The 20221-nt window shown below is 41.8% G+C and carries 23 protein-coding genes; 8 read left to right on the forward strand and 15 right to left on the reverse strand.

All coding sequences use genetic code 11. The annotated features are described in order from the left end of the window. Window positions 1-35: 35 nt before the first annotated feature. From GTU69_RS00145 to GTU69_RS00195, 11 genes are all read right to left on the reverse strand, one after another. Window positions 36-1004 (reverse strand): D-glycerate dehydrogenase, encoded by a 969-nt coding sequence (locus tag GTU69_RS00145; protein ID WP_166166611.1) that lies wholly within the window; start codon window positions 1002-1004, stop codon window positions 36-38. Then, entirely contained in the window at window positions 1001-1666 is a 666-nt protein-coding gene (locus GTU69_RS00150) for a hypothetical protein (RefSeq protein WP_166166614.1), read from the reverse strand. Before GTU69_RS00150 ends, GTU69_RS00145 begins: the two co-directional genes overlap by 4 nt. A 97-nt stretch (window positions 1667-1763) precedes the next feature. After that, window positions 1764-3653: a M48 family metalloprotease gene (locus tag GTU69_RS00155; RefSeq protein WP_086195554.1), complete on the reverse strand. Its 1890-nt coding sequence runs from the start codon at window positions 3651-3653 to the stop codon at window positions 1764-1766. 90 nt (window positions 3654-3743) lie between these two features. After that, complete coding sequence (gene purF, locus GTU69_RS00160) at window positions 3744-5282, reverse strand: amidophosphoribosyltransferase (protein ID WP_086195555.1); 1539 nt, start codon at window positions 5280-5282, stop codon at window positions 3744-3746. A 24-nt stretch (window positions 5283-5306) separates the two neighbouring features. Further along, window positions 5307-5891 (reverse strand): CvpA family protein, encoded by a 585-nt coding sequence (locus tag GTU69_RS00165; RefSeq protein ID WP_086195556.1) that lies wholly within the window; start codon window positions 5889-5891, stop codon window positions 5307-5309. Next, on the reverse strand, window positions 5888-6898 hold the full coding sequence (locus tag GTU69_RS00170) for a quinone-dependent dihydroorotate dehydrogenase (RefSeq protein WP_166166617.1): 1011 nt from the start codon (window positions 6896-6898) through the stop codon (window positions 5888-5890). The genes GTU69_RS00165 and GTU69_RS00170 overlap by 4 nt, the downstream gene beginning before the upstream one ends. Window positions 6899-6988: 90 nt before the next feature. Beyond that, a complete protein-coding gene (gene gspM / locus GTU69_RS00175; protein ID WP_086195558.1) occupies window positions 6989-7468 on the reverse strand; it encodes a type II secretion system protein GspM in 480 nt (159 codons plus the stop codon). Next, window positions 7468-8607 (reverse strand): type II secretion system protein GspL, encoded by a 1140-nt coding sequence (gspL, locus tag GTU69_RS00180; RefSeq protein ID WP_166166620.1) that lies wholly within the window; start codon window positions 8605-8607, stop codon window positions 7468-7470. Before gspL ends, gspM begins: the two co-directional genes overlap by 1 nt. Window positions 8608-8637: 30 nt before the next feature. After that, on the reverse strand, window positions 8638-9093 hold the full coding sequence (locus GTU69_RS00185) for a phosphoglycerate mutase family protein (protein WP_166166623.1): 456 nt from the start codon (window positions 9091-9093) through the stop codon (window positions 8638-8640). Window positions 9094-9164: 71 nt separating this feature from the next. Continuing rightward, the gene (locus tag GTU69_RS00190; protein WP_166166626.1) at window positions 9165-10238 is read right to left on the reverse strand and encodes an NAD(P)H-dependent glycerol-3-phosphate dehydrogenase; all 1074 of its coding nucleotides are present in this window, start codon (window positions 10236-10238) and stop codon (window positions 9165-9167) included. A gap of 33 nt (window positions 10239-10271) precedes the next feature. Further along, window positions 10272-10847 (reverse strand): nitroreductase, encoded by a 576-nt coding sequence (locus GTU69_RS00195; protein ID WP_166166629.1) that lies wholly within the window; start codon window positions 10845-10847, stop codon window positions 10272-10274. Between the two features lie 227 nt (window positions 10848-11074). Here GTU69_RS00195 and GTU69_RS00200 point away from each other — a divergent pair, with 227 nt between their 5' ends. Next, the gene (locus tag GTU69_RS00200) at window positions 11075-11452 is read left to right on the forward strand and encodes a hypothetical protein (protein WP_166166632.1); all 378 of its coding nucleotides are present in this window, start codon (window positions 11075-11077) and stop codon (window positions 11450-11452) included. Window positions 11453-11583: 131 nt separating this feature from the next. Here GTU69_RS00200 and rhlB read toward each other — a convergent pair whose 3' ends face one another. Together rhlB and GTU69_RS00210 are read right to left on the reverse strand one after the other, a co-directional pair. Then, window positions 11584-12735 (reverse strand): ATP-dependent RNA helicase RhlB, encoded by a 1152-nt coding sequence (gene rhlB, locus GTU69_RS00205; RefSeq protein ID WP_086195564.1) that lies wholly within the window; start codon window positions 12733-12735, stop codon window positions 11584-11586. Window positions 12736-12834: 99 nt separating this feature from the next. After that, window positions 12835-13047 carry a cold-shock protein gene (locus tag GTU69_RS00210; RefSeq protein ID WP_004648643.1) on the reverse strand — a complete coding sequence of 71 codons (213 nt, stop codon included), beginning with the start codon at window positions 13045-13047 and terminating at the stop codon, window positions 12835-12837. A gap of 382 nt (window positions 13048-13429) precedes the next feature. Between GTU69_RS00210 and GTU69_RS00215 the strand changes: the two genes are divergently transcribed. From GTU69_RS00215 to GTU69_RS00235, 5 genes are all read left to right on the forward strand, one after another. Continuing rightward, entirely contained in the window at window positions 13430-13663 is a 234-nt protein-coding gene (locus GTU69_RS00215; protein WP_166166635.1) for a sulfurtransferase TusA family protein, read from the forward strand. A 140-nt stretch (window positions 13664-13803) separates the two neighbouring features. Then, window positions 13804-14673, forward strand: a complete 870-nt coding sequence (rpoH, locus tag GTU69_RS00220) for an RNA polymerase sigma factor RpoH (protein ID WP_086195566.1) — start codon at window positions 13804-13806, stop codon at window positions 14671-14673. A 147-nt stretch (window positions 14674-14820) separates the two neighbouring features. Continuing rightward, window positions 14821-15186 (forward strand): DUF423 domain-containing protein, encoded by a 366-nt coding sequence (locus tag GTU69_RS00225; RefSeq protein ID WP_086195567.1) that lies wholly within the window; start codon window positions 14821-14823, stop codon window positions 15184-15186. Window positions 15187-15202: 16 nt separating this feature from the next. Beyond that, window positions 15203-15400 (forward strand): sulfur carrier protein ThiS, encoded by a 198-nt coding sequence (gene thiS / locus GTU69_RS00230; protein ID WP_086195568.1) that lies wholly within the window; start codon window positions 15203-15205, stop codon window positions 15398-15400. 11 nt (window positions 15401-15411) lie between these two features. Further along, window positions 15412-16197: a thiazole synthase gene (locus tag GTU69_RS00235; RefSeq protein ID WP_086200191.1), complete on the forward strand. Its 786-nt coding sequence runs from the start codon at window positions 15412-15414 to the stop codon at window positions 16195-16197. A 75-nt stretch (window positions 16198-16272) separates the two neighbouring features. Here GTU69_RS00235 and GTU69_RS00240 read toward each other — a convergent pair whose 3' ends face one another. Next, a complete protein-coding gene (locus GTU69_RS00240) occupies window positions 16273-16854 on the reverse strand; it encodes an NAD(P)H-dependent oxidoreductase (RefSeq protein ID WP_166166638.1) in 582 nt (193 codons plus the stop codon). A gap of 185 nt (window positions 16855-17039) precedes the next feature. After that, window positions 17040-17651 (reverse strand): glutathione binding-like protein, encoded by a 612-nt coding sequence (locus GTU69_RS00245; RefSeq protein ID WP_166166641.1) that lies wholly within the window; start codon window positions 17649-17651, stop codon window positions 17040-17042. 219 nt (window positions 17652-17870) lie between these two features. Between GTU69_RS00245 and GTU69_RS00250 the strand changes: the two genes are divergently transcribed. Together GTU69_RS00250 and trmB are read left to right on the forward strand one after the other, a co-directional pair. Further along, window positions 17871-19319, forward strand: a complete 1449-nt coding sequence (locus tag GTU69_RS00250; RefSeq protein WP_166167794.1) for a SulP family inorganic anion transporter — start codon at window positions 17871-17873, stop codon at window positions 19317-19319. Window positions 19320-19449: 130 nt separating this feature from the next. Further along, window positions 19450-20166, forward strand: a complete 717-nt coding sequence (gene trmB / locus GTU69_RS00255; protein ID WP_166166644.1) for a tRNA (guanosine(46)-N7)-methyltransferase TrmB — start codon at window positions 19450-19452, stop codon at window positions 20164-20166. Window positions 20167-20221: the final 55 nt, after the last annotated feature.

A 20221-nucleotide genomic window follows, 5' to 3' on the forward strand; every position in this document is an offset into this window, starting at 1 on the left:
AATTGGAGCAATTTGCAATGAAGTGTTATCAAAGTTTAAGTAAAGGCCGGATTCACCAGATAAGGCGGTGTACGGCCTTCCAGCACATCCACCAGGTTACGATAGGCCAGCTCAGCCATTTTTTTACGCGTTTCCGCAGTCGCAGAACCGACATGCGGCATAGTCACCACGTTTTCCAGAGCAAAAAGTTCTGATTCCTGCAAAGGCTCTTTCACATAGACATCCAGTCCAGCCGCGAAAATTTTACCGGCTTTGAGTGTATTAATGAGTGCCTGCTCATCCACCACAGAACCACGGGCAATATTGACAAAAACTGCATGTGACTGCATTTGATCGAACTCGTGCTGCCCAATCAAGGCCTGAGATTCCGCATTGAGATCGACAGCCACTACTACAAAATCAGACTGCTGCAATAACTCATCCAAAGCACAATAACGGGCATTTAAAGGCTGCGCCAGTTCAAGTTTTTCACGGCGGTTATGGTAAAGAATGTTCATGTTAAAACCATAAAAGCCACGGCGTGCAATCGCAGCGCCGATATTGCCCAAACCGATGATCCCGAGAGTTTTACCAAAAACATCTTGTCCGAATTGCGCCGTCCCCACGGTACGTTGCCAGTTGCCCTGCTTGGTCCATTGATCCAGAGCCGGAACTTTACGTGCTGCGCTCATCAGCAGAGTAAAAGCCAAATCGGCAGTGCTTTCGGTTAATACATGCGGGGTATTGGATAACCAGATTTTTTGCTGGTTTAAGTAGGACAGATCGTAATTGTCATAACCCACACTGACACTGGAAATAATTTTAAGCTGCTGTGCCGTTGCCAGATTATTTTCATTTAGTAATCGCCCTGCACCAATCATTGCATCGGCATCTTTAACTTGCTCAAGAATCTGTTGGTTGACATCACCCTGTTTCGGTTTAATGATGACCACCTGATATTGCTGTTGCAAGCGCTGAAGGATATCCTGATCTAACTGGCTAAAAACCACGACTTTCTTGTTCATGTTCTATCCGTGTTTTGAGACGATTTTTGCATAAACTGCCACAAGCGTTTTTTCAATAAGGGCTGATTCAGCATTTCCTGCAAACCCGCCAGATTGATGCTTTTTGAATGTTTTAAATAAGCACTCTGCCCCAGAAAAATAATATTTTTATCTGCACTGATTGCATCTAAAAAGCCTTGTACATAACTTTCCGCACCGTGACCATCCTGAAAATTCATTAAAGGAAATGGCCACTGCAATTCATTATATTCACCCGATACTGCATGTTGAATATTATGCCAAAGTTGCTGCTGCTCAGCGGTGATTTCTGTTGTGTCCACTACAATTACACAATGTGACAAAGCCAATGCTTGCAGTTGAAAAGGGGAAATTTGCTGTGCTGGACGTGTTGCTATCTCCTCAGCGACAATTTCAATTTTTTCTTCTACTGCTGCAATTGGAGAGATTAAAGACTCGGTGTGTTCAGGCTCTTGCCTTTGGTCTGCTTTAAGGGCTAGTGGTAGTACAGCTGGTGCTTTTGCCAGCACAATTTCAGTCTGATATTCAGCTGCGGCCTGATCTCGCCACAGCGATGAAGATGGCATTTTTTGACATACAACATCCCGAGGAACCCAGATATCGATTCCTAAAGTTGCCAATATGTCACGCTGATGCCCTATCATCTTTTTTCATCACCAATTGAATAGTGGATATTCTAACGAGATTAGCGTTTTTTTGCTGAGCTTTTATTGAATCATCCGGCATTTTATCGTATGGAGATTAGACGATCATCAAACTATTTTTCTTCTGCATCAACTCGACAATTTCATCAGTTTCAAAACCAAAACGCCAATACAACAGTTCCAGAACATCCAGTTCATCCTGGGTAATAATACGATCATTCCACAAACACAATTCTGCAATGCCTAAAATACTCAAACGGTCACGCAGTAGTAAACCCGCAATATCATTCAGAATTTCTGCCAAATCAATTGGCTCGTCCGAAATTTCAGCATAAATTTCCAGTTCTTTTACAGTTAATACCCGTTTCAGGATTTTTTCACGCACATCAAGCTGATTGTGGCTATTAATTTGCTGCACATGCAATAAGGCATCAATCAAACGCACAATATGCGGTTTCACCTCATCCAAAGACGTTGGCGTATGAATCGGTAAAAGATTCAATTCATGTTTCACATATTCAAGCAACAAAGCATCCAATAAACCAATTTCACCATCTTCCTGAATAATTCGCGCCAGTTTCATTAAAAACTGACGTGCAATGGTCGCTGGCATAGAGCCAATATTTTTACATGCCTCGCGAAAGATCGAGATATGAACCCGTCCATCTAAATGCAGTAATGAATCCACAATGGCACGGCTGACTTCGGCTTCAGCCGGAATAAATTCACGGTACTGCCGAATCATTAAAATGGCCACCATCACTTCTCGCGAACCCGTAGCCGTCTGCAATGCACGCTGGATTAATTCAGGACGCTGCATATTGTTTCGAATTTCTGGATTTAAGGGTTTAATGGCATCCTTCAGGGCAAAACTGATCGGTGATAGACGCAGCAATGGCAAGGGTTGCGGGGAGCTCCAGGGTATATAAACTTCACTGTTCAGCTCCTCAAGCGAACGGAACAGGCTAAATAAGGGCTGATTGCGTAATTTCTTCAAATTTTCAAGCTGTAAATCCTGCACCAGACCAGGATTCAACTCATAAATACGTTGATCAATACGCGGATGAATATTCATCCAGTTTTGTGGACCTAAAGAATTGGCAAAACACATATGCGAAATGGATTCTGCATATTCGCTATGAATTTGTGATCCTGAATGATGTACATGAATTCTTAATAAGGTTTGCACATTGGCATCATTTTGAATCAGACGTCTGGTTTTTTGATCATTCTTAAAAGTGCGACTACCAAGTGAAATATATTTAATAAAACGGGTAATCAAAACCCCTAAACTTCCAACCAACCAGATCAGCCCACCCATAGCTACAAAGAAAGTCGCAAGTTTATGTCTATATGCCCGACCATGCTTGGTAAAGCCTAATTTGGCAATTTTACTGCCCCACTGGCTCAAAGTCGTCAGGCTGCTGTAAAGAATTTTTAGACGCGTATTTTCAGCTGTTTCACCCGATAAAATTTTATTGAATTCATGACTTAACAGACCATAAAGTTCCAGTTCATCCAGATTCTGCAAAGCACCCCAGGTTAAAATGATCACAATATCACGTGGATAAAATCCGGCTGTCAGTGCATTTACCCCAACTTCATCAGGCAACACATATACCGTAGGTGTATCAATTAAAAAGGTTTCAGCCAGCTGTTCGGTAATTTTTAGGGCTATGCTTTCTTCAGGAATACTTTCGATTAAATTTAAACGACGAGCTCCCATCTGTTTCGCCAGTGAATGTCCACCAGAACGAAAAACATAGAACTCATACCCTATAGAAACAGCCATCACACTCAGTAATAAAGCAATCAAATAGGGACTTAACACATGCCAGAAGATGGATTGAGTTTGATCAAAATAAAAAACATTCAACCCCAAAATGGTATTTAAAATAAATAATGTCAGCAACACCGCGAGTACACAGATACTTGCAGACCAAATCATATTTTTGTTTTGAATAAAAGAATAACCCGCACTCTTCAATGTAAAGTTCCTTTATTACATTGCATTTATCTACTCATCATAAATTAAAAAAGCGGGAATTTCCCGCTTTTCATCGCATGCAAGAAGAATTTATTCTTCTTTCACGCCAGTCAAGTCCACTGACGCCGCATCAATATTGACATCAATATAACCATCTTGAGCTTTTTTAGCAGAGTCATTACGCTTGCTTTCCAGTTCCTCCAGATAAGCTTCATCGATACCGCCCGCTACATACACACCATCAAACACCGAACAGTCAAATTCCTGTAATGCTGGTACCTTGTTGGTACGAACTGCACCTTTTAGATCTTCCAGGTCCTGGAAAATCAAACGGTCTGCACCAATAATTTCACGGATTTCTTCAACACTGCGGTTTGAGGCAATCAGTTCCGCTTTTGCTGGCATATCAATACCGTACACGTTTGGATATTTTACCATCGGTGCAGCCGAAGCAAAGAATACTTTTTTCGCCCCGGAATCACGTGCCATTTGAATAATTTCGTTACAGGTGGTACCACGTACAATCGAGTCATCCACCAGTAAAACGTTTTTGCCTCTAAACTCCAGTTCAACTGGGTTTAGCTTTTGACGTACCGATTTCTCGCGTTGCTGCTGGCCAGGCATAATGAAGGTACGTCCGATATAACGGTTTTTCACAAAACCTTCACGGAATTTAACACCCAAACTATTTGCCAGTTCCAAAGCGGAAGTACGAGAAGTATCCGGAATTGGAATCACCACGTCGATATCATGCTCATCACCCCATTCACGGATAATTTTGCTGGCAAGCTTTTCGCCCATTTTTAAACGTGCCTTATACACTGAAATGCCGTCAATAATGGCATCTGGACGTGCAAAATAGACATATTCAAAGATACAAGGACGATATTCAGGATTTTCAGCACATTGCTTACTAAACAACTCACCCTTTGAAGTAATCAAAATGGCTTCGCCTGGTTCAATATCACGTTCAACTTTAAAGCCTAAAGCGGTAATCGCTACAGACTCGGAAGCAATGATATATTCAAGGCCTTTTTCCGTTTCACGAGAACCATAAATCAATGGACGAATACCATTTGGGTCGCGGAAACCCACCAGACCATGTCCAGTAATCATGGCAACTACACCATAAGCACCTTTACAGCGCTCATGTACACGTGTCACCGCATTGAAGATATCTTCCGGCGACGGATTCAACTCGCCACTTTTCTGCATTTCATGAGCAAAAACGTTTAACAGTACTTCAGAATCCGAATCGGTATTCATGTGACGAAGATCTGTTTTAAACAAATCTTCATGAATTTCTTCAGCATTAGTCAAGTTACCGTTATGCGCCAGGGTAATTCCATAAGGCGAGTTCACGTAAAATGGCTGTGCTTCTGCACTGCTCGAAGAACCCGCTGTCGGATAACGCACATGACCAATACCGTAATTCCCTAGCAGTGCACGCATGTGACGCGTATGGAAGACATCTCGTACCATACCGTTGTCTTTACGCAGGAATAGCCGCCCTTTATGACAGGTTACTATTCCGGCTGCATCCTGACCACGATGCTGTAACATCGTCAATGCATCAAACAACATTTGGTTAACGGGTGACTTACCAGCTATACCAACTACTCCACACATAGCAACCTCGCAAACAAGCTAGGATTAATAAAAAGGATTATTTGTTGATTCGCCTGTACGCGCTGCATGCTTCTGCGTTTTTTCAGACGATGAGTCGGAAGATGACGCTGCGTCTTCAGACTTGATATGAGCAAGTGCCCCTTGTGCCGCTTCTTTAGAAAGTTCGGTCGCCCAGGGCGCATACGGAATAAGGAGTTGTACAAATTTAGACTGTTTCCAGTGAGGAGAACTTTCCACCCAGGGACCCAGGCCCTGCATGGTGATGAGTACAATCAATAAACCTTTTAAAGAGCCAAAAGCACCACCTGCCAAACGGTTCAATGGGCCGAGTTTCAGGCTCTTCAATACTTTGTTCAGAAATGCAGTGACAATCCAGGTTAACACCACCATGACTAATACAATAAATGCAAAAGCTGCTATTTTTTGTACCACTGGATCTACACTGAGCGAGACCATCGAAGGTGCTAGGATGGCTGCGTATTTTGCACCGATGACCAGCGCAAGAACCCATCCTACCAAGTTCGCAAAGGCTGAAACCAATCCTTGTCGCAAACCGTTGAGCCCTCCAATGAGCAAGATAATCAGTATAAAGATATCCAGTGTATTCATGGTGTGTTTAAAGCATCAATACAATCTTTAATCAGGGCTGGACCTGTATATATGAGGCCACTATAAATTTGTACAAGGCTGGCACCTGCCTGTTGTTTCGCAACGGCCTGTTCGCCCGACAAAATCCCGCCTACCCCGATCAATGGAATCTGACCTTTTAATACCTTAGCAAAAGCAGCAAGACAAGCGGTACTTTTTTCAAATACAGGCGCACCGGACAAACCACCTGCTTCATTGCCATATTTCAGATTTTCCACCCCTTCACGAGACAAGGTGGTATTGGTCACAATCAAACCATCAATTTTAAACTGGATTAACTGTTTCGCAATGAACTGGATATCTTCGTCGGTCAGATCAGGAGCAACTTTAAGCACTAAAGGCACATAATGCTGATACTCTTCCGCCAGTTCAAGCTGACGTTTTTTCAAGGTTTGCAGCAATTCTGTTAATGCCTCGCCGCTTTGCAGGCTGCGCAAATTTTTAGTATTCGGCGATGAAATATTGACCGTGATATAGGAAGCGTAGTTATAGACTTTTTCCAGACAGATCAGATAATCATTCACAGCATTTTCAACCGGGGTATCGGCATTTTTACCAATATTAATGCCCAAAATACCTTTGAATTTTGCTGCCTTGACATTTTCAATCAGCTTGTCTACACCGTCATTATTAAATCCCATACGATTAATAATGGCCTTGGCTTCAGGCAAACGGAATAAACGGGGATGTGGATTGCCCGATTGGGGACGTGGTGTAATGGTTCCAATTTCAATAAAACCAAAGCCCAGCCCAGCCAGAGCATCAATATAAGCGCCATTTTTGTCCAGACCAGCTGCCAAACCTACCGGATTGGGAAATTCAATTCCCATACAGGTCACAGGTTTGGACGCTACGTTTTGACGCATCATGCCCATGCGATGAGCTGATTTCAATAACGATAGTGTGAGCTCATGTGCACGCTCTGGTGCTAAAGAAAACAACAAAGGGCGGGCAAGAGAATACAACATATCTATAAAAGTCTACTGCTTTTTAAGTCGGCATATTATAGGCATAGCCCGCAGAAAACACCATGCTTCACAGATCTTTATTTTTACCCTTTATTGCACTGTCGCTGTTAATTTAATCTGACCAGCATCAGAAATTAGTTCTATTTTCTCAAGGCTTAGACCCATTTGTACTAATTGGGTTAAAAAATTTGCCAAGATGGCATAATTTTCATGTGCCGCAACAATCTGGATTTGCTCACCCGTTTGCTGAGAAGCCACCGATAATCCCTGCTGCTGGGCAACACGCTGAACCTTTTCTGCAGCAGTTAACTGCACGTCATCTGCAGGTTTCATGGTGACTGCATTACTTTGCATCCATACAATCATATCCTTAAGATCATTGACCCGATTCTGCTGTTTATTCGCAGCGGCATGCATATACCAGAGTGCCGAACCAATAACCGCAATCACAACAAAAATAGTGGTAAAGATCACCATATAACGTTCACGTTGCGACAGCTGGTCCAGATAATCCGTGACTCTTTCAATGAATTGATCAATCGAGTTTTGCAGTTTTTCTGATGTATTCATTATTGTATTTTCACCAATCCAATTGCACCTGGACCATTGGGCTGAACAGTGCCTAATTCTGCCTTAAAGCCTTGCTGATTGAGCTGCTGGGTTAAATTTTGCAAAGCAGCAGCAGAATTGGCTTTCAATTCCATATTTAAAATAGAAGCTTCATAATTGATACGATTGGCTACAATCTGATTTTGCATCAGCACTGGACCAATCCGGCTTAGCAGCTGTAAAGCTTGAGTATTGGCACTTTTATTTAAGCGTACATGACTTTCAAACTGGCTTTTTAAATTCTGCTCGGTCACACGGCTGCTCTGACCAAACCAGTACTTATACTGATCAATCGCTTGCAACGCAGTCTGGTCTGCCACTTTTTTATATTTATACCAGCATGTTGCATCATAGCCAAACTGGACAACAATAGCAGCAACCAAGACAGCTGCACAGGCTTTCCAATAACCAGACATAACCTGACTGTTTTTAGCTTTAGGCAGAATATTAAAAGGATGAAGTCGCGCTTTTTTTAATACCGGTATTTCATAATGGAACGATTCAATCTGTTCATGCGTCACCATGGCTTCAAGGCTTTGCATTTGTTCAGCGGTAAAATTACTGATTTTATAAGATTGCCCCGAAAGCTGATAATCTAAAAACAGTGCCAGATCATCCACCGAATTGCCCATAAATTCACTTTCACGCACCAGCAAGCGCCCGGACAGGTTCGCAATGATGATCTGCCCCACTTCTGGAGCCGGTAAAATGAGAAAATCGGGCAATAAGGAAGCAACTTTAACCGGGATTAAGTTCAAAGCATGTTGCAAGGTCTCAACGGTGCTATTGGCTACACCCAAAATGATTAACTGATCGGGATTTTGAAAATGATGCAATATTTTCATGGAATCGATGGGCAAAAGCACAAATTCTTCTAATAAATATTTAACCCCATCCGTACCCAATTTCTTGTACTGGGGCCTGGATAGACTCTGTTGCAGCATTTGTACATCGCGACTGGGAAAAAATACCACCGCTTCTTGTCCATGATAGCCTTGAATATCTTGAATTAATTGTTCAAGACTAAAGGCCTGAGACCAACTCTCTCCAGTTGACCAGTGCCAAACCCCATTGGCTTCAGGCATCCATAAATACAACATCAATATTTTTCTGCCGTTTTAATTAATATTTTATACATTTGGAATAAAACTTTTTAACTGTGTTGATAATCCTGTTGCAATCACTGCTTGTTCATATATCCGCGCTTCAGCCAGAGCATACGAATGAAAAGGTTCTGCGGTCAACAATGATGCCATATGCGCCACTACATTCATATGACACACCACCACAATAGACTCATAAGGAAGCTGAGACAGCCAGTCCACTGCCAATTTTGCATCATCATCCGGCTTGATCTTATTGCACACCAGCACAGGTACATCATGAAAATAATGTTGTAAATGTGCCAGAGTTTCTTGTGCACGCAATAAGGGACTCACCACAAAAGCATCAGGCTGAATGATATCCTTTAAATATTCTGCAGTAAGCTGCGCCTGCGTATGTCCATGTTCGGTTAAAGGACGCTTGTCATCATTGCCATGCACCGCTGGAGCGGCTTCACCATGACGGACTAAGGTAAGTTGCATAAAAAATTCCTTATTTTCAAATATGCAGCAATTATAACCAAGCTTTATAAACACAATAATATGATTTAAAATTACACTTCATTGTGAGGTAAAACAAATTCCACATCACTACGGTGACCATTTTTCATAAGTGAAAGTGCAATACTTAAAGGTGGTGCACCTTCAAAAATCACATCATATAATGCACTGGTAATGGGCATATAGACACCCAATTCTTCCGAACGGCTGCGCACTTGCACAATGGTATTGATCCCTTCCGCAGTTTGGCCCAATTCTTGGGTGGCCTGTTCCAGAGTCTTACCCGAACCTAAGGCAAAACCCACCTGATAGTTACGGCTGAGTGGACTATTACAGGTTGCAAACAAGTCACCCACGCCAGACAATCCCAGGAAAGTCAGCGGGTTTGCACCCAGTTTCACCGCAAAACGGCTCATTTCTGCCAGTGCACGGGTTAAAATCATGCTCTTGGTGTTTTCACCCACCTTATAAGCAGCAGCCATACCCATGGCAACAGCATAGATATTTTTTAACGCTCCGCCCAGCTCCACACCATGCACATCATCGCTACCAAAAACACGGAACAATGCACTATGCAACGCTTGCTGTACGGCATAACGCACCAGTTCCGATTGACTGGCAATCACCGTTCCTGCAGGTTGCCCGGCCATAATTTCCTTGGCCAGATTCGGTCCTGAAAGGACACCATATGGAACCTGAGGCAATTCTTCACGAATAATATCGCTCATGAAATGAAAAGTTTTTGCCTCAATGCCTTTGGTTAAGGAAATCACCGCCTGCGAGCTAATAAAAGGCTTAATTTGTTTCAGTACATCGCGAAAAGAATGGCTAGGAATAGCCACCAAAATAATGTCACGATTACAGACAGCTGTTTCTAAATCCGATACCGCTTTTAAACCCGGCTCCAAAACAAAATCGGGTAAATAGCGTTTATTGATATGGGTCTGATTAATTTCTGCTGCCGCTGCCTCATCACGAATCCAGATCATAGTGTCACAACCATTACGGACAGCGGTATTGGCCATAGCCGTACCAAAACTGCCACCGCCCAATACGGTCACACGCAAGGCCGTTTTTTGATCAACCACAACCGGTTCAACAAGATCTGAAAATTTCAACTCTGACATTATTTTTATATCTCAACTCATGATTCAATACAGTTACTTATTCCAGTAACTGACATAGTTTTGTGTATCCACTGCTGTACGCGCTGGAATCGCTTTCGCTGCCGTTCCAATATAAATAATTCCAGAAATTAAATCATCTTCTGATAGTCCCAGGCTTCGCTTAAATAACGGCGACTCAACCACTGCTCCGCTACGCCACATGGTTGAAAAGCCTTGTACCTGTAAAGACAACAAGAAGTTTTCTATTGCCGCACCTGAACTTAAGGTTTGTTCAAAATTAGGCACTTTAGGATGAGGCTGAAATTGGGTTAATGCCAAAACCAGCAGCGGTGCACGAAATGGATGGTTTTTTACCCGATCCAATTGAACAGAATCAGTTTCACCCAAATCCGCCAAAGCTCTGGAGAGCAACTCACCAAAAGCTTCACGCTGATCACTCGGAATCACCACAAAACGGGTAGGCTTTAAACGATGATGATCGGGTGCAGTCAAAGCCGCCTGAAAGGCTTTCTCCAGTTGCTCTGCATTCGGCGCAGGCTCAACCAAATGCCCAATCGACTGACGTTGATGAATATTTTGATGAACCGTATCTACCGCTGAATCCGTCATTGACTTTGATATCTGTGTACTAAATATTTCATCAAGATTAGCATAATCTTGTTTAGATACTCTAGAGCGTTGAGTGAATGTCTACTCCACAATAGCTAACTTAACCAACTTTCAGTCACAGAGAGTTCATATAAAGCTGCATATTTCATACAAGTCTTTCAAAAAGCATCCAAAAAGTTATGCTCAAATGTTTTTTATTCTTTTTAAAACAATCCCAGGGGAAAAAGATGAAACAAGTTTTTGCACTCGCTTCTGTTGCCGTTGCTGTCGCCTTAACTGCCTGTACATCAAATCCAACCACCTCATTAGCGATTCAAAAAGAAAATAATCAATATGAAGTGACGGGTATCGGTAAAAGCAGTTTAATTTCTAAAAATAATGCGATTACTGCAGCCAATAATACCTGTGGTAAAAAAGCCACGCCTGTTATCATGAATGAAAAAACTGAATACAACGGTGCCTTAAAAGGTGTCGTCGATGAAAAAACCGGACAAATGATTCAGGCTGCAACTACTGTACTTGGCACCCTGGCTGGCAAAAGCAGCAGTCTGGCACGTGATGAAGACTATCAAACCATACTGACATTCACTTGCCGAGCCAACTAAGAAACCAAATCACAGCCTGCCTCATCTTATTTATTCAATACAACTATCCAGGGCAAAAACAAAAAAGCCGCTTCAATAAGCGGCTTTTTTGTTTATCGCATTATTTAATGCTGAGATAAATATCTTGAAAATTAACAATAACCTTCAAGACGGGTTAAAGGCAATTTCTGACCAATGGCTTTTTCAATTTCCGGAAGATAGAACGCATCATCTTCAGACAGGAAACTGATACTTACCCCACTACTTCCCGCACGACCGGTACGGCCTATACGATGCACATAGTCGTCAGACTGCTCAGGAAGGGTAAAGTTGATTACATGCGAAACACCGTCCACATGAATACCACGACCTGCAACATCGGTCGCGATCATAATATTATGTTGGCCGTTCTTAAACTGATCCAGCATTTTTAGGCGCTTGTCTTGTGCAATCTCACCTGACAACATCACCACTTTATAACCGTCTTTTTTCAGGTGATCATAAAGCTTACGTACCTGATCACGACGGTTAGCAAAAATCATGACTTTTTCAATCGGCTCATCACGCAAGATTTCTTGCAACAATTTATATTTATCAGTTTTGGCAACCATATAAACGCGCTGTTCTACATCGGCATTGGTTTTCTTTTCCGGCTCAATTTCTACAGTCACCGGTTCGAACAACCACTGTTGTGCCAGATTCAATACATCATAGCTAAAGGTGGCAGAAAACATTAAGGTTTGACGCTGTTCCTTACGCGGAGAAAAACGCACAATACGTTTTACCGATGGAATGAACCCCATATCCAGCAAACGGTCTGCTTCATCAATCACCAAAAATTCAATCTGGTCCAACCAGACTTCTTTTTGCTCAACAAAATCGATTAAACGACCTGGCGTCGCCACAATAATATCGACAAAATTTTTATCCAGCTGCGCTTTCTGCTTATCAAAATCTACCCCACCCAGCAAAGTCACCAGATGTAGATCGGTAAATTTGGTAAGCTCTTTGGCATCACTTTCAATCTGCAAAGCCAGCTCACGTGTAGGCGCAAGAATCAGCGCACGTGCTTCGCCACGAAAACGTTGTTCTTTAATCGGATTATTGAGCAAATCATTAATCACACTCACCAGGAAAGCCGCCGTTTTTCCTGTACCTGTTTGTGCACGACCAATGGCATCATGTCCAGCCAGAGTGAATTTTAAAACCTTTTCCTGAATAGGTGTCATTTCTTTGAAACCTAAAGCATCAATCGCCTGTTTCAGTTTCGGATGTAAATTTAAGGTTTCAAAACCAGATGACATATAAATGTGCTCTAACTTAATGATCAGGAAAAATAGGAATCTATTATAAACAAAAACGCCCCAAATTACATTGGGGCGTTCTCATGAATAATCAGGCGATTAGTCTAAAGGTTGTACTTCTTCAGCTTGGAAGCCTTTTTGACCTTTAACTACGCTGAATTCAACACGTTGACCGTCACGAAGTGAACGATGGCCGTCACCTTGGATAGCGCGGAAATGAACGAATACGTCGTCGCCGCCGTTACGTTGAATAAAGCCGAAGCCTTTAGTGTCGTTGAACCATTTAACTACGCCTTGTTCACGAGCTGTCATAAGTTAATCCTCATTGTATTTAATTAAAGGACCACCCGGTGTTGCAAACAGCAGAGTAAACAAGGTTTAAAAATAATTATTATTTCTAAGCTTGTAATCATTCTGTATTACTATTAACAAAATCCCGGTTACATCCATTGCAATATCCAATTTTAAGACATTTAAAATGCTGTCATAAATTTGAATACGCAACGAGCTTAACACGGGTTTATGACAATTCATACTGTTTTTTTTGATTAATCTTCTTTTTGATTCGGCTTCTTTTTTACTAATTATTTCCTTATTTTAGATAAGTACTTTTATGTTGAAGTTCTATAATTTTATTGGGCTTTGGCACTAAATTTGCTAATATTTATCGAAATTAAATTAGATATTAAATGCGATGAATGATCTGACCAATTCAGCAATAATCATTGATGCCATGGGTAAGCCTTGCCCCATGCCGTTATTGATGCTTAAGCGAGCGATCAAGAACAAATCAGGCGGCATATTTTTACTCAAATCTTCAGATCCACATAGTCAGCAAGATGTAACGCGTTATTGTTCAATGCATCAAATGAACTGCAATATGACTAAAATTTCTGATTTTGAATATCACTACTTAATTGAATCTTAATTATTTTCAATTAAACTAGAACGTTTCAAATGTGCATAAAAAATTACATTTCTCTACCCAAATTTCCTAAACTCACTGAAATATTGGATTAAGATAAATTTATTAAGATGGTTATGTCATCCAACTCTCAAGGAGAACACATGAGTGACAGCAGCAATCAATTGATGCCCCTGTCATTATCGGCACCAGGGGTAAATCTCGGTGCTTATATAAGTACTGTCAATCAGATTCCTATTTTAACGGCTGAACAAGAAAAAGAGTTGGCCGAACGCTACTTTTACGACCAAGATTTAGATGCTGCGAAAATGCTCGTGATGTCTCATTTACGTTTTGTGGTTCATATTGCCCGCAGTTATGCCGGTTATGGTTTACCACAAGGTGACCTGATTCAGGAAGGTAACTTGGGCTTAATGAAAGCCGTGAAACGTTTCGACCCCAATATGGGCGTACGCTTGGTATCATTTGCCGTACACTGGATTAAAGCTGAAATTCATGAATACGTGATCCGTAACTGGCGTATTGTTAAAATTGCTACGACCAAAGCTCAACGTAAATTATTCTTTAATCTACGCAGTTTAAAAAAATCCAGTAAAAAACTCACTCTGGATGAAGCACAATCCATTGCCAATGACTTGAATGTCACACCTGAACAGGTGCTGGAAATGGAAGGCCGCCTGACTGCCTACGATGCTGCTTTTGAAGCACAAGGCGATGATGATGATGAAGGTTCAACCCACGTCGCGCCAGCCTTATATCTGGAAGATAACCGTTATGACCCGGCACGTCTGGCTGAAGAAGACGATTATGAAGAACAAAGTACTTCTGCCCTACATGATGCCATGGATCAACTGGATGACCGTTCACGCAACATTTTACAGCGCCGCTGGCTGGATGATGAAAAATCGACGCTGCATGAACTGGCTGCGGAATATAATGTATCTGCGGAACGGATTCGCCAGCTTGAAAAAAATGCCATGGAAAAAATTAAAGTGGCCATGTCTTCCAACTAGATGACCGAACATATGCAAGGTATTTCGAAAAAAGGGCCAAGTGCTCTTTTTTCATATGCAGGCTGCAGTAATGTTGCTTTTTGCCTTCCGTGCAAGTACCAGAATATGCTAAGTTATGGGGCAAATTTACTCAGGTAGTCATTGCTTATGTGGATTGCAATTTCAGCCCTCAATTTAGCTTTTGCTGTCATGCTTGGTGCTTTTGGTGCACATGGCTTAAAAACACGTGCAACAGAAGCTCAATTGGCGTGGTGGCATACCGCAACTGATTATTTTTTCTATCATGCGCTTGGACTTTTGGCGCTGGCCATTTTAGCTAGAGTCATTCCCCAACTTCCCATTAAAGCCAGTTTTATCCTGATTCAGGTCGGTATTTTCTTTTTCTGTGGTTCACTCTATGTCATGGCCTTAGGCCTACCCCGCGGTTTAGGAGCAATTACCCCGATTGGCGGCGCTTTAATGATTGCAGGCTGGCTGGTACTAGCATGGAATGCCTTTAAATACGTGAAATAGAATAAGGGAATTAACGATGCAGATTTATTTGAATGGCGAAGAAAAAAACACCTCATGCACTAATTTACTAGAATTAATTCAAGAGCTTGAACTTGAAGGTAAACGTTTTGCTGTAGAACAGAATGAAATGATCATTTCCAAAAGCAAGTTGGCACAGACGCCTATTTGCGCTGAAGATCATATTGAAATTATTCATGCCGTCGGTGGCGGTTAATCGGAGCTCCCATGGAAGACACCCCACTTATAATTGGTTCTCGTACTTTTAATTCACGCTTATTGGTTGGTACAGGTAAATATAAAGATTTAACTGAAACCGATTTAGCCATTCAGGCCAGCGGTGCAGAGATTGTCACCGTTGCAATCCGTCGGGTCAATATCGGCCAGCATCCTGATCAGCCGAATTTGCTTTCTGTAGTTCCACCAGAAAAATATACTATTCTGCCTAATACCGCAGGCTGTTTTGATGCCAACAGTGCCGTGCGTACCTGCATGCTGGCGCGTGAACTACTGGACGGGCACAACCTGGTAAAACTGGAAGTACTGGGCGATGAAAAAACCCTTTACCCCAATGTTACGGAAACCTTAAAAGCTGCGCGCACCTTGATTGATGACGGTTTCGAGATTATGGTCTACACCTCGGATGATCCGATTATTGCTCAGGAATTGGAAAGCATGGGCTGTGTGGCAATTATGCCCTTAGGTAGCCTGATTGGTTCAGGCTTAGGAATTTTAAATCCGCATACCATTTCGATCATTAAAGAAAATGCCAAAGTTCCGGTATTGGTGGATGCCGGTGTCGGTACAGCCAGTGATGCCGCGATTGCCATGGAGCTGGGTTGTGACGGCGTACTGATGAATACTGCTATTGCTGCTGCGCAAAATCCTATCTTAATGGCCTCTGCGATGAAAAAAGCGGTTGAGGCGGGTCGCGAAGCATTCCTTGCAGGCCGTATGCCGCGTAAACGTATGGCCAATGCAAGTTCACCTGAAACCGGTTATTTCTTTAAATAAAGTTAGAATTTAAAAAAGGACTCAGAGGAGTCCTTTTTTATATGTCAAGAAAAATGTACTTAACTGACTAAGCCCTTAAGCAAAAATATCCATCAAATGTTGACGATATTTATGTTCGTACTGAGTGACATTGGGCATTTTTATCACATCATTTACGATAAAGGTGTCTAAACTTTTCATTCCTAAAAATTGATTGGCTTTATGAAATGGCAGATAAACACCATCAACGCCAACGCCATGAAAGAATTGCTCAGCATCATTAAATGCTTCTATGGGCGCATTCCAGGTTAAGGACAACATATACTTTTTATCGTGAATGAGGCCACCTGAACCATATTTTTTCGATGCATCCGAACGTGATCGACCATCACTGGCATATAAAATTCCATGCCCTTCGGTAAAGATATCATCGATATATTTTTTTACTGTCCACGGCGCGCCCATCCACCATCCTGGCATTTGATAGATAATGACATCTGCCCAGACATATTTTTGAATTTCCTGCTGAATGTCATAGTCGCTATCGGCACGGGAAATTTTAACGCTATGCCCCAGTTCGTCAAGCACAGTATTTGCCAATTCAGTCAAGGTGTCATTTAACTCACCGTTTGAGTGTGCAAACTGTTTGGCACCATTCACAATTAGGATATTACTCATTTATTCGCCTTGAATCATATATTTTCATAAGGCCAATATACTCAAATATCTTATTGATAAAAATTCATGAATTTGCAAAATACTATTGATAAAAAATCAATAATAAAATTATAGATCGTTCTACCAACCAATTTTTAAACCTAAAAAAAGCACCTTCAGGTGCTTTTTCAAATAAATATAAAGAATTAAGGAATAAGACCTTCATCCCGCATGGCAATCTGTACTGACTGACGTTCTGCCACTTTATTACGCAAGGCAACAATGTTCTTGTATGGCATTAAGTCATGTTCAATACCATTCGACCAGTTGGTTAATACGAATAGATACGCATCTGCCGGGCCAAAGTTATCATCCACCAGATAATCATTATCCGACTCGCCAATCACTTTATCGATATAAGTCAATAAACGGTCGATTTCTGCATAAGCTTTTTCTTTTGCTTCTTTCTCCAGGGGAGCACCAAAGAAAACCGCATAAGCATCATGTAATTCTGAGTTTAAATATCCCAACCATTCGAGAACTTTGGCACGTCCTAGCCCGGATGGCGGAATCAAATCTTGTTTAGGGTCGTGCTGAGCAAGGAAAGGTAAAATGGCAACATTTTCAGTAAGGATCAAACCTGAATTAATTTCTAGAGCCGGAACATAACCTTTAGGATTAATCTCGTAATAATCAGCCCCTTTTTCTGTCTTGTGTGTTTTTAAATCAACGCGTTCCAAGTCAAAATCTACATTAATTTCATTCAAAATAATGTGAGATGCTAAAGAGCATGCACCTGGAGAATAATAAAGCTTCATACCTGATCCTTGTTATATGTCTATTCACTGTTTTAAATGGCTTCTAACAAACTTTCAAGTGATCAAACCAGTAAATTGCAAAAAAGCGTAAATATATAAAAATCATTTACCTTCTGAATATTGTCTAAATTTCGCATATTTTCAAGTCAAATTCATATGCTTTTTTGACTGAACTTGTTTTACCATACGCACCTTTAAAATTTGATGAAATCAATTCGTGTGATTAGCCTTAAAAAAGAACAATGGTTTTCCAATATCCGTAGCGATGTATTGGCCGGATTGGTGGTCGGTTTAGCCTTAATTCCCGAATCTATCGCTTTTTCGGCTATCGCTGGTGTTGACCCGCAAGCGGGCTTATATGCCTCTTTCTGTATAGCGGTAACGATTGCTTTCTTTGGCGGTCGTCCTGCCATGATTTCTGCTGCTACAGGTGCCCTGGCCTTGCTGATGATTACCTTGGTGAAAGATTATGGACTGCAATATTTACTGGCTGCCACGATTTTAACCGGCATCATTCAAGTCATTGCAGGCTATTTTAAAGTCGCAAAACTGATGCGCTTTGTCTCGCAGTCTGTGGTGTATGGTTTTTTAAATGCTCTCGCCATTTTGATTTTTGCCGCACAACTGCCGGAAATTAATAAAATGGATAGCTTAGGCTATTTATTTATGGTGCTGGGACTAGGCATTATTTATCTGTTTCCTTATCTGCCCAAAATTGGCAAAACAATTCCCTCTCCTTTAGTCTGTATTGTTGTGCTGAGTGCTTTAGCAGTATTTTTGGGTGCCGACATGCGTACTGTCAGTGATTTAGGACAGTTCCCCGAGACTTTGCCAATTTTCCTGATTCCAGACATTCCGCTGAACTTTGAAACACTACAGATCATCTTTCCTTATTCCATCACCCTTGCCACGGTCGGTTTACTGGAAACCATGATGACCACCACGGTGATTAATGAAATCACCGGAACGGAGGCTGACCGCCATCAAGAATGTCGTGGCCAAGGAATTGCCAATATTGTCAGCGGTTTTATGGGCGGTATGGCGGGTTGTGCCATGATCGGCCAGTCGATTATTAACGTCTCTTCAGGTGCACGTACCAGACTGTCGACTTTGGTGGCTGGGGTATTTTTACTCTGCCTGGTCGTTTTCTTCAAAGACTGGTTGGCTTATGTGCCAATGGCAGCATTGGTGGCGATTATGCTGATGGTGGCCTTCACCACTTTCCAGTGGGATTCAGTGAAACAGTTCCGTCAGCATCCGGCTGCATTTAATGTGGTGATGATTGCTGTGGTGATTGTGGTACTGGCAACGCATAACCTAGCTTTAGGCGTGTTGACTGGTGTGCTGCTGTCTGCGCTGTTTATTATCAACAAGCTGGAAAGTGCTGTGAAAGTCGTATCCAGCTGTACGGGTGAGATGCGTCATTACAGCATTTATGGTCAGATTTTCTTTAGCAGTTCGGAAAAATTTTTCCAGTTTTTTGACTTTAAAGAAAATGTTGCCAAAGTCGTGATCGATCTGAGTCATGCCCATGTCTGGGATATTACTTCAGTGAATATGCTGAATAATGTAGTGCAGAAATTTAAAGATCAAAATATTGAGGTTGAAGTGATAGGCTTGAATGAGGCCAGCAGTACCTTGATTGATCAATACAATCAATCCTCATGAAAGATAAACAGCTTTCATGTTCTTTTATTTTTAAAGCTGCTTTTAGCGACCGAAAAAACCGAGAAAAGTTTGACTTGTTAGGCGCAGGACTTAAAATACCGCATTCGAATTTTTTACATTTGCCAAAGTTATGTCGAACGATCAATTAGACCAGCAAGTCGTAGAGCTGGACAACTTGAATGAACATCGCGAAATTGTCACTTTTATGCGCCGTTCATCTCCGCTGAATACCTCTCAACGTACTGCGCTTGAACAATATGGTCAGCTAATTTTGGAATATCCGGTGGGTGATTTGCGTCAGCATTTTGAACATCCGGAACGCCCACTTACGGTGGAAATTGGTTTTGGTATGGGGCGTTCACTGGTACTCATGGCAAAAGCCAATCCTGAACGCAACTATGTCGGCATTGAAGTCCATGTTCCGGGTATCGCACAATGTGTGTATGAAGCCGGTATGGCAGGCTTAACTAACTTACGTTTATTGGATGCAGATGCCATTCAGGTGCTTCGTGAAATGCCAGACAACAGTATTAATGCCATTCAGCTGTATTTCCCTGATCCATGGCAAAAGAAACGTCATTTCAAACGTCGCTTTGTATCACATGACCGTATGCCATTAGTGGAACAAAAACTGGAAATGGGCGGGACTTTCCACTCAGCAACGGATTGGGAACCTTATGCTGAATGGATGCTGGACGTTTTGGACAATCGTCCAAACCTTGAAAATATGGCCGGAAAAGGCAACAGCTATCCACGTCCAGACTGGCGCCCACAAACCAAATTTGAACGTCGCGGTTTAGAGGAAGGTCATAAAATTAACGACTTCCTGTTCAAGAAAATCAAATAACCTTAATCGACAGCATAAAAATGGCTCATATCAATGAGCCATTTTTTATACTCAA

It is taken from the genome of Acinetobacter sp. SA01 (genome assembly GCF_011319235.1).
Classification (GTDB): Bacteria; Pseudomonadota; Gammaproteobacteria; order Pseudomonadales; family Moraxellaceae; genus Acinetobacter.

What these genes read in the sequence shown, in the direction of transcription:
- GTU69_RS00145 (WP_166166611.1), bottom strand. Translation starts at nt 1,004, where the DNA reads ATGAACAAGAAAGTCGTGGTTTTTAGCCAGTTAGATCAGGATATCCTT.
- GTU69_RS00165 (WP_086195556.1), bottom strand. Translation starts at nt 5,891, where the DNA reads ATGAATACACTGGATATCTTTATACTGATTATCTTGCTCATTGGAGGG.
- thiS (WP_086195568.1), top strand. Translation starts at nt 15,203, where the DNA reads ATGCAGATTTATTTGAATGGCGAAGAAAAAAACACCTCATGCACTAAT.
- GTU69_RS00225 (WP_086195567.1), top strand. Translation starts at nt 14,821, where the DNA reads ATGTGGATTGCAATTTCAGCCCTCAATTTAGCTTTTGCTGTCATGCTT.
- GTU69_RS00240 (WP_166166638.1), bottom strand. Translation starts at nt 16,854, where the DNA reads ATGAGTAATATCCTAATTGTGAATGGTGCCAAACAGTTTGCACACTCA.
- GTU69_RS00215 (WP_166166635.1), top strand. Translation starts at nt 13,430, where the DNA reads ATGAATGATCTGACCAATTCAGCAATAATCATTGATGCCATGGGTAAG.
- GTU69_RS00190 (WP_166166626.1), bottom strand. Translation starts at nt 10,238, where the DNA reads ATGTCAGAGTTGAAATTTTCAGATCTTGTTGAACCGGTTGTGGTTGAT.
- GTU69_RS00235 (WP_086200191.1), top strand. Translation starts at nt 15,412, where the DNA reads ATGGAAGACACCCCACTTATAATTGGTTCTCGTACTTTTAATTCACGC.
- GTU69_RS00245 (WP_166166641.1), bottom strand. Translation starts at nt 17,651, where the DNA reads ATGAAGCTTTATTATTCTCCAGGTGCATGCTCTTTAGCATCTCACATT.
- GTU69_RS00210 (WP_004648643.1), bottom strand. Translation starts at nt 13,047, where the DNA reads ATGACAGCTCGTGAACAAGGCGTAGTTAAATGGTTCAACGACACTAAA.
- rhlB (WP_086195564.1), bottom strand. Translation starts at nt 12,735, where the DNA reads ATGTCATCTGGTTTTGAAACCTTAAATTTACATCCGAAACTGAAACAG.
- purF (WP_086195555.1), bottom strand. Translation starts at nt 5,282, where the DNA reads ATGTGTGGAGTAGTTGGTATAGCTGGTAAGTCACCCGTTAACCAAATG.
- GTU69_RS00185 (WP_166166623.1), bottom strand. Translation starts at nt 9,093, where the DNA reads ATGCAACTTACCTTAGTCCGTCATGGTGAAGCCGCTCCAGCGGTGCAT.
- trmB (WP_166166644.1), top strand. Translation starts at nt 19,450, where the DNA reads ATGTCGAACGATCAATTAGACCAGCAAGTCGTAGAGCTGGACAACTTG.
- rpoH (WP_086195566.1), top strand. Translation starts at nt 13,804, where the DNA reads ATGAGTGACAGCAGCAATCAATTGATGCCCCTGTCATTATCGGCACCA.
- GTU69_RS00200 (WP_166166632.1), top strand. Translation starts at nt 11,075, where the DNA reads ATGAAACAAGTTTTTGCACTCGCTTCTGTTGCCGTTGCTGTCGCCTTA.
- GTU69_RS00150 (WP_166166614.1), bottom strand. Translation starts at nt 1,666, where the DNA reads ATGATAGGGCATCAGCGTGACATATTGGCAACTTTAGGAATCGATATC.
- gspM (WP_086195558.1), bottom strand. Translation starts at nt 7,468, where the DNA reads ATGAATACATCAGAAAAACTGCAAAACTCGATTGATCAATTCATTGAA.
- gspL (WP_166166620.1), bottom strand. Translation starts at nt 8,607, where the DNA reads ATGTTGTATTTATGGATGCCTGAAGCCAATGGGGTTTGGCACTGGTCA.
- GTU69_RS00195 (WP_166166629.1), bottom strand. Translation starts at nt 10,847, where the DNA reads ATGACGGATTCAGCGGTAGATACGGTTCATCAAAATATTCATCAACGT.
- GTU69_RS00170 (WP_166166617.1), bottom strand. Translation starts at nt 6,898, where the DNA reads ATGTTGTATTCTCTTGCCCGCCCTTTGTTGTTTTCTTTAGCACCAGAG.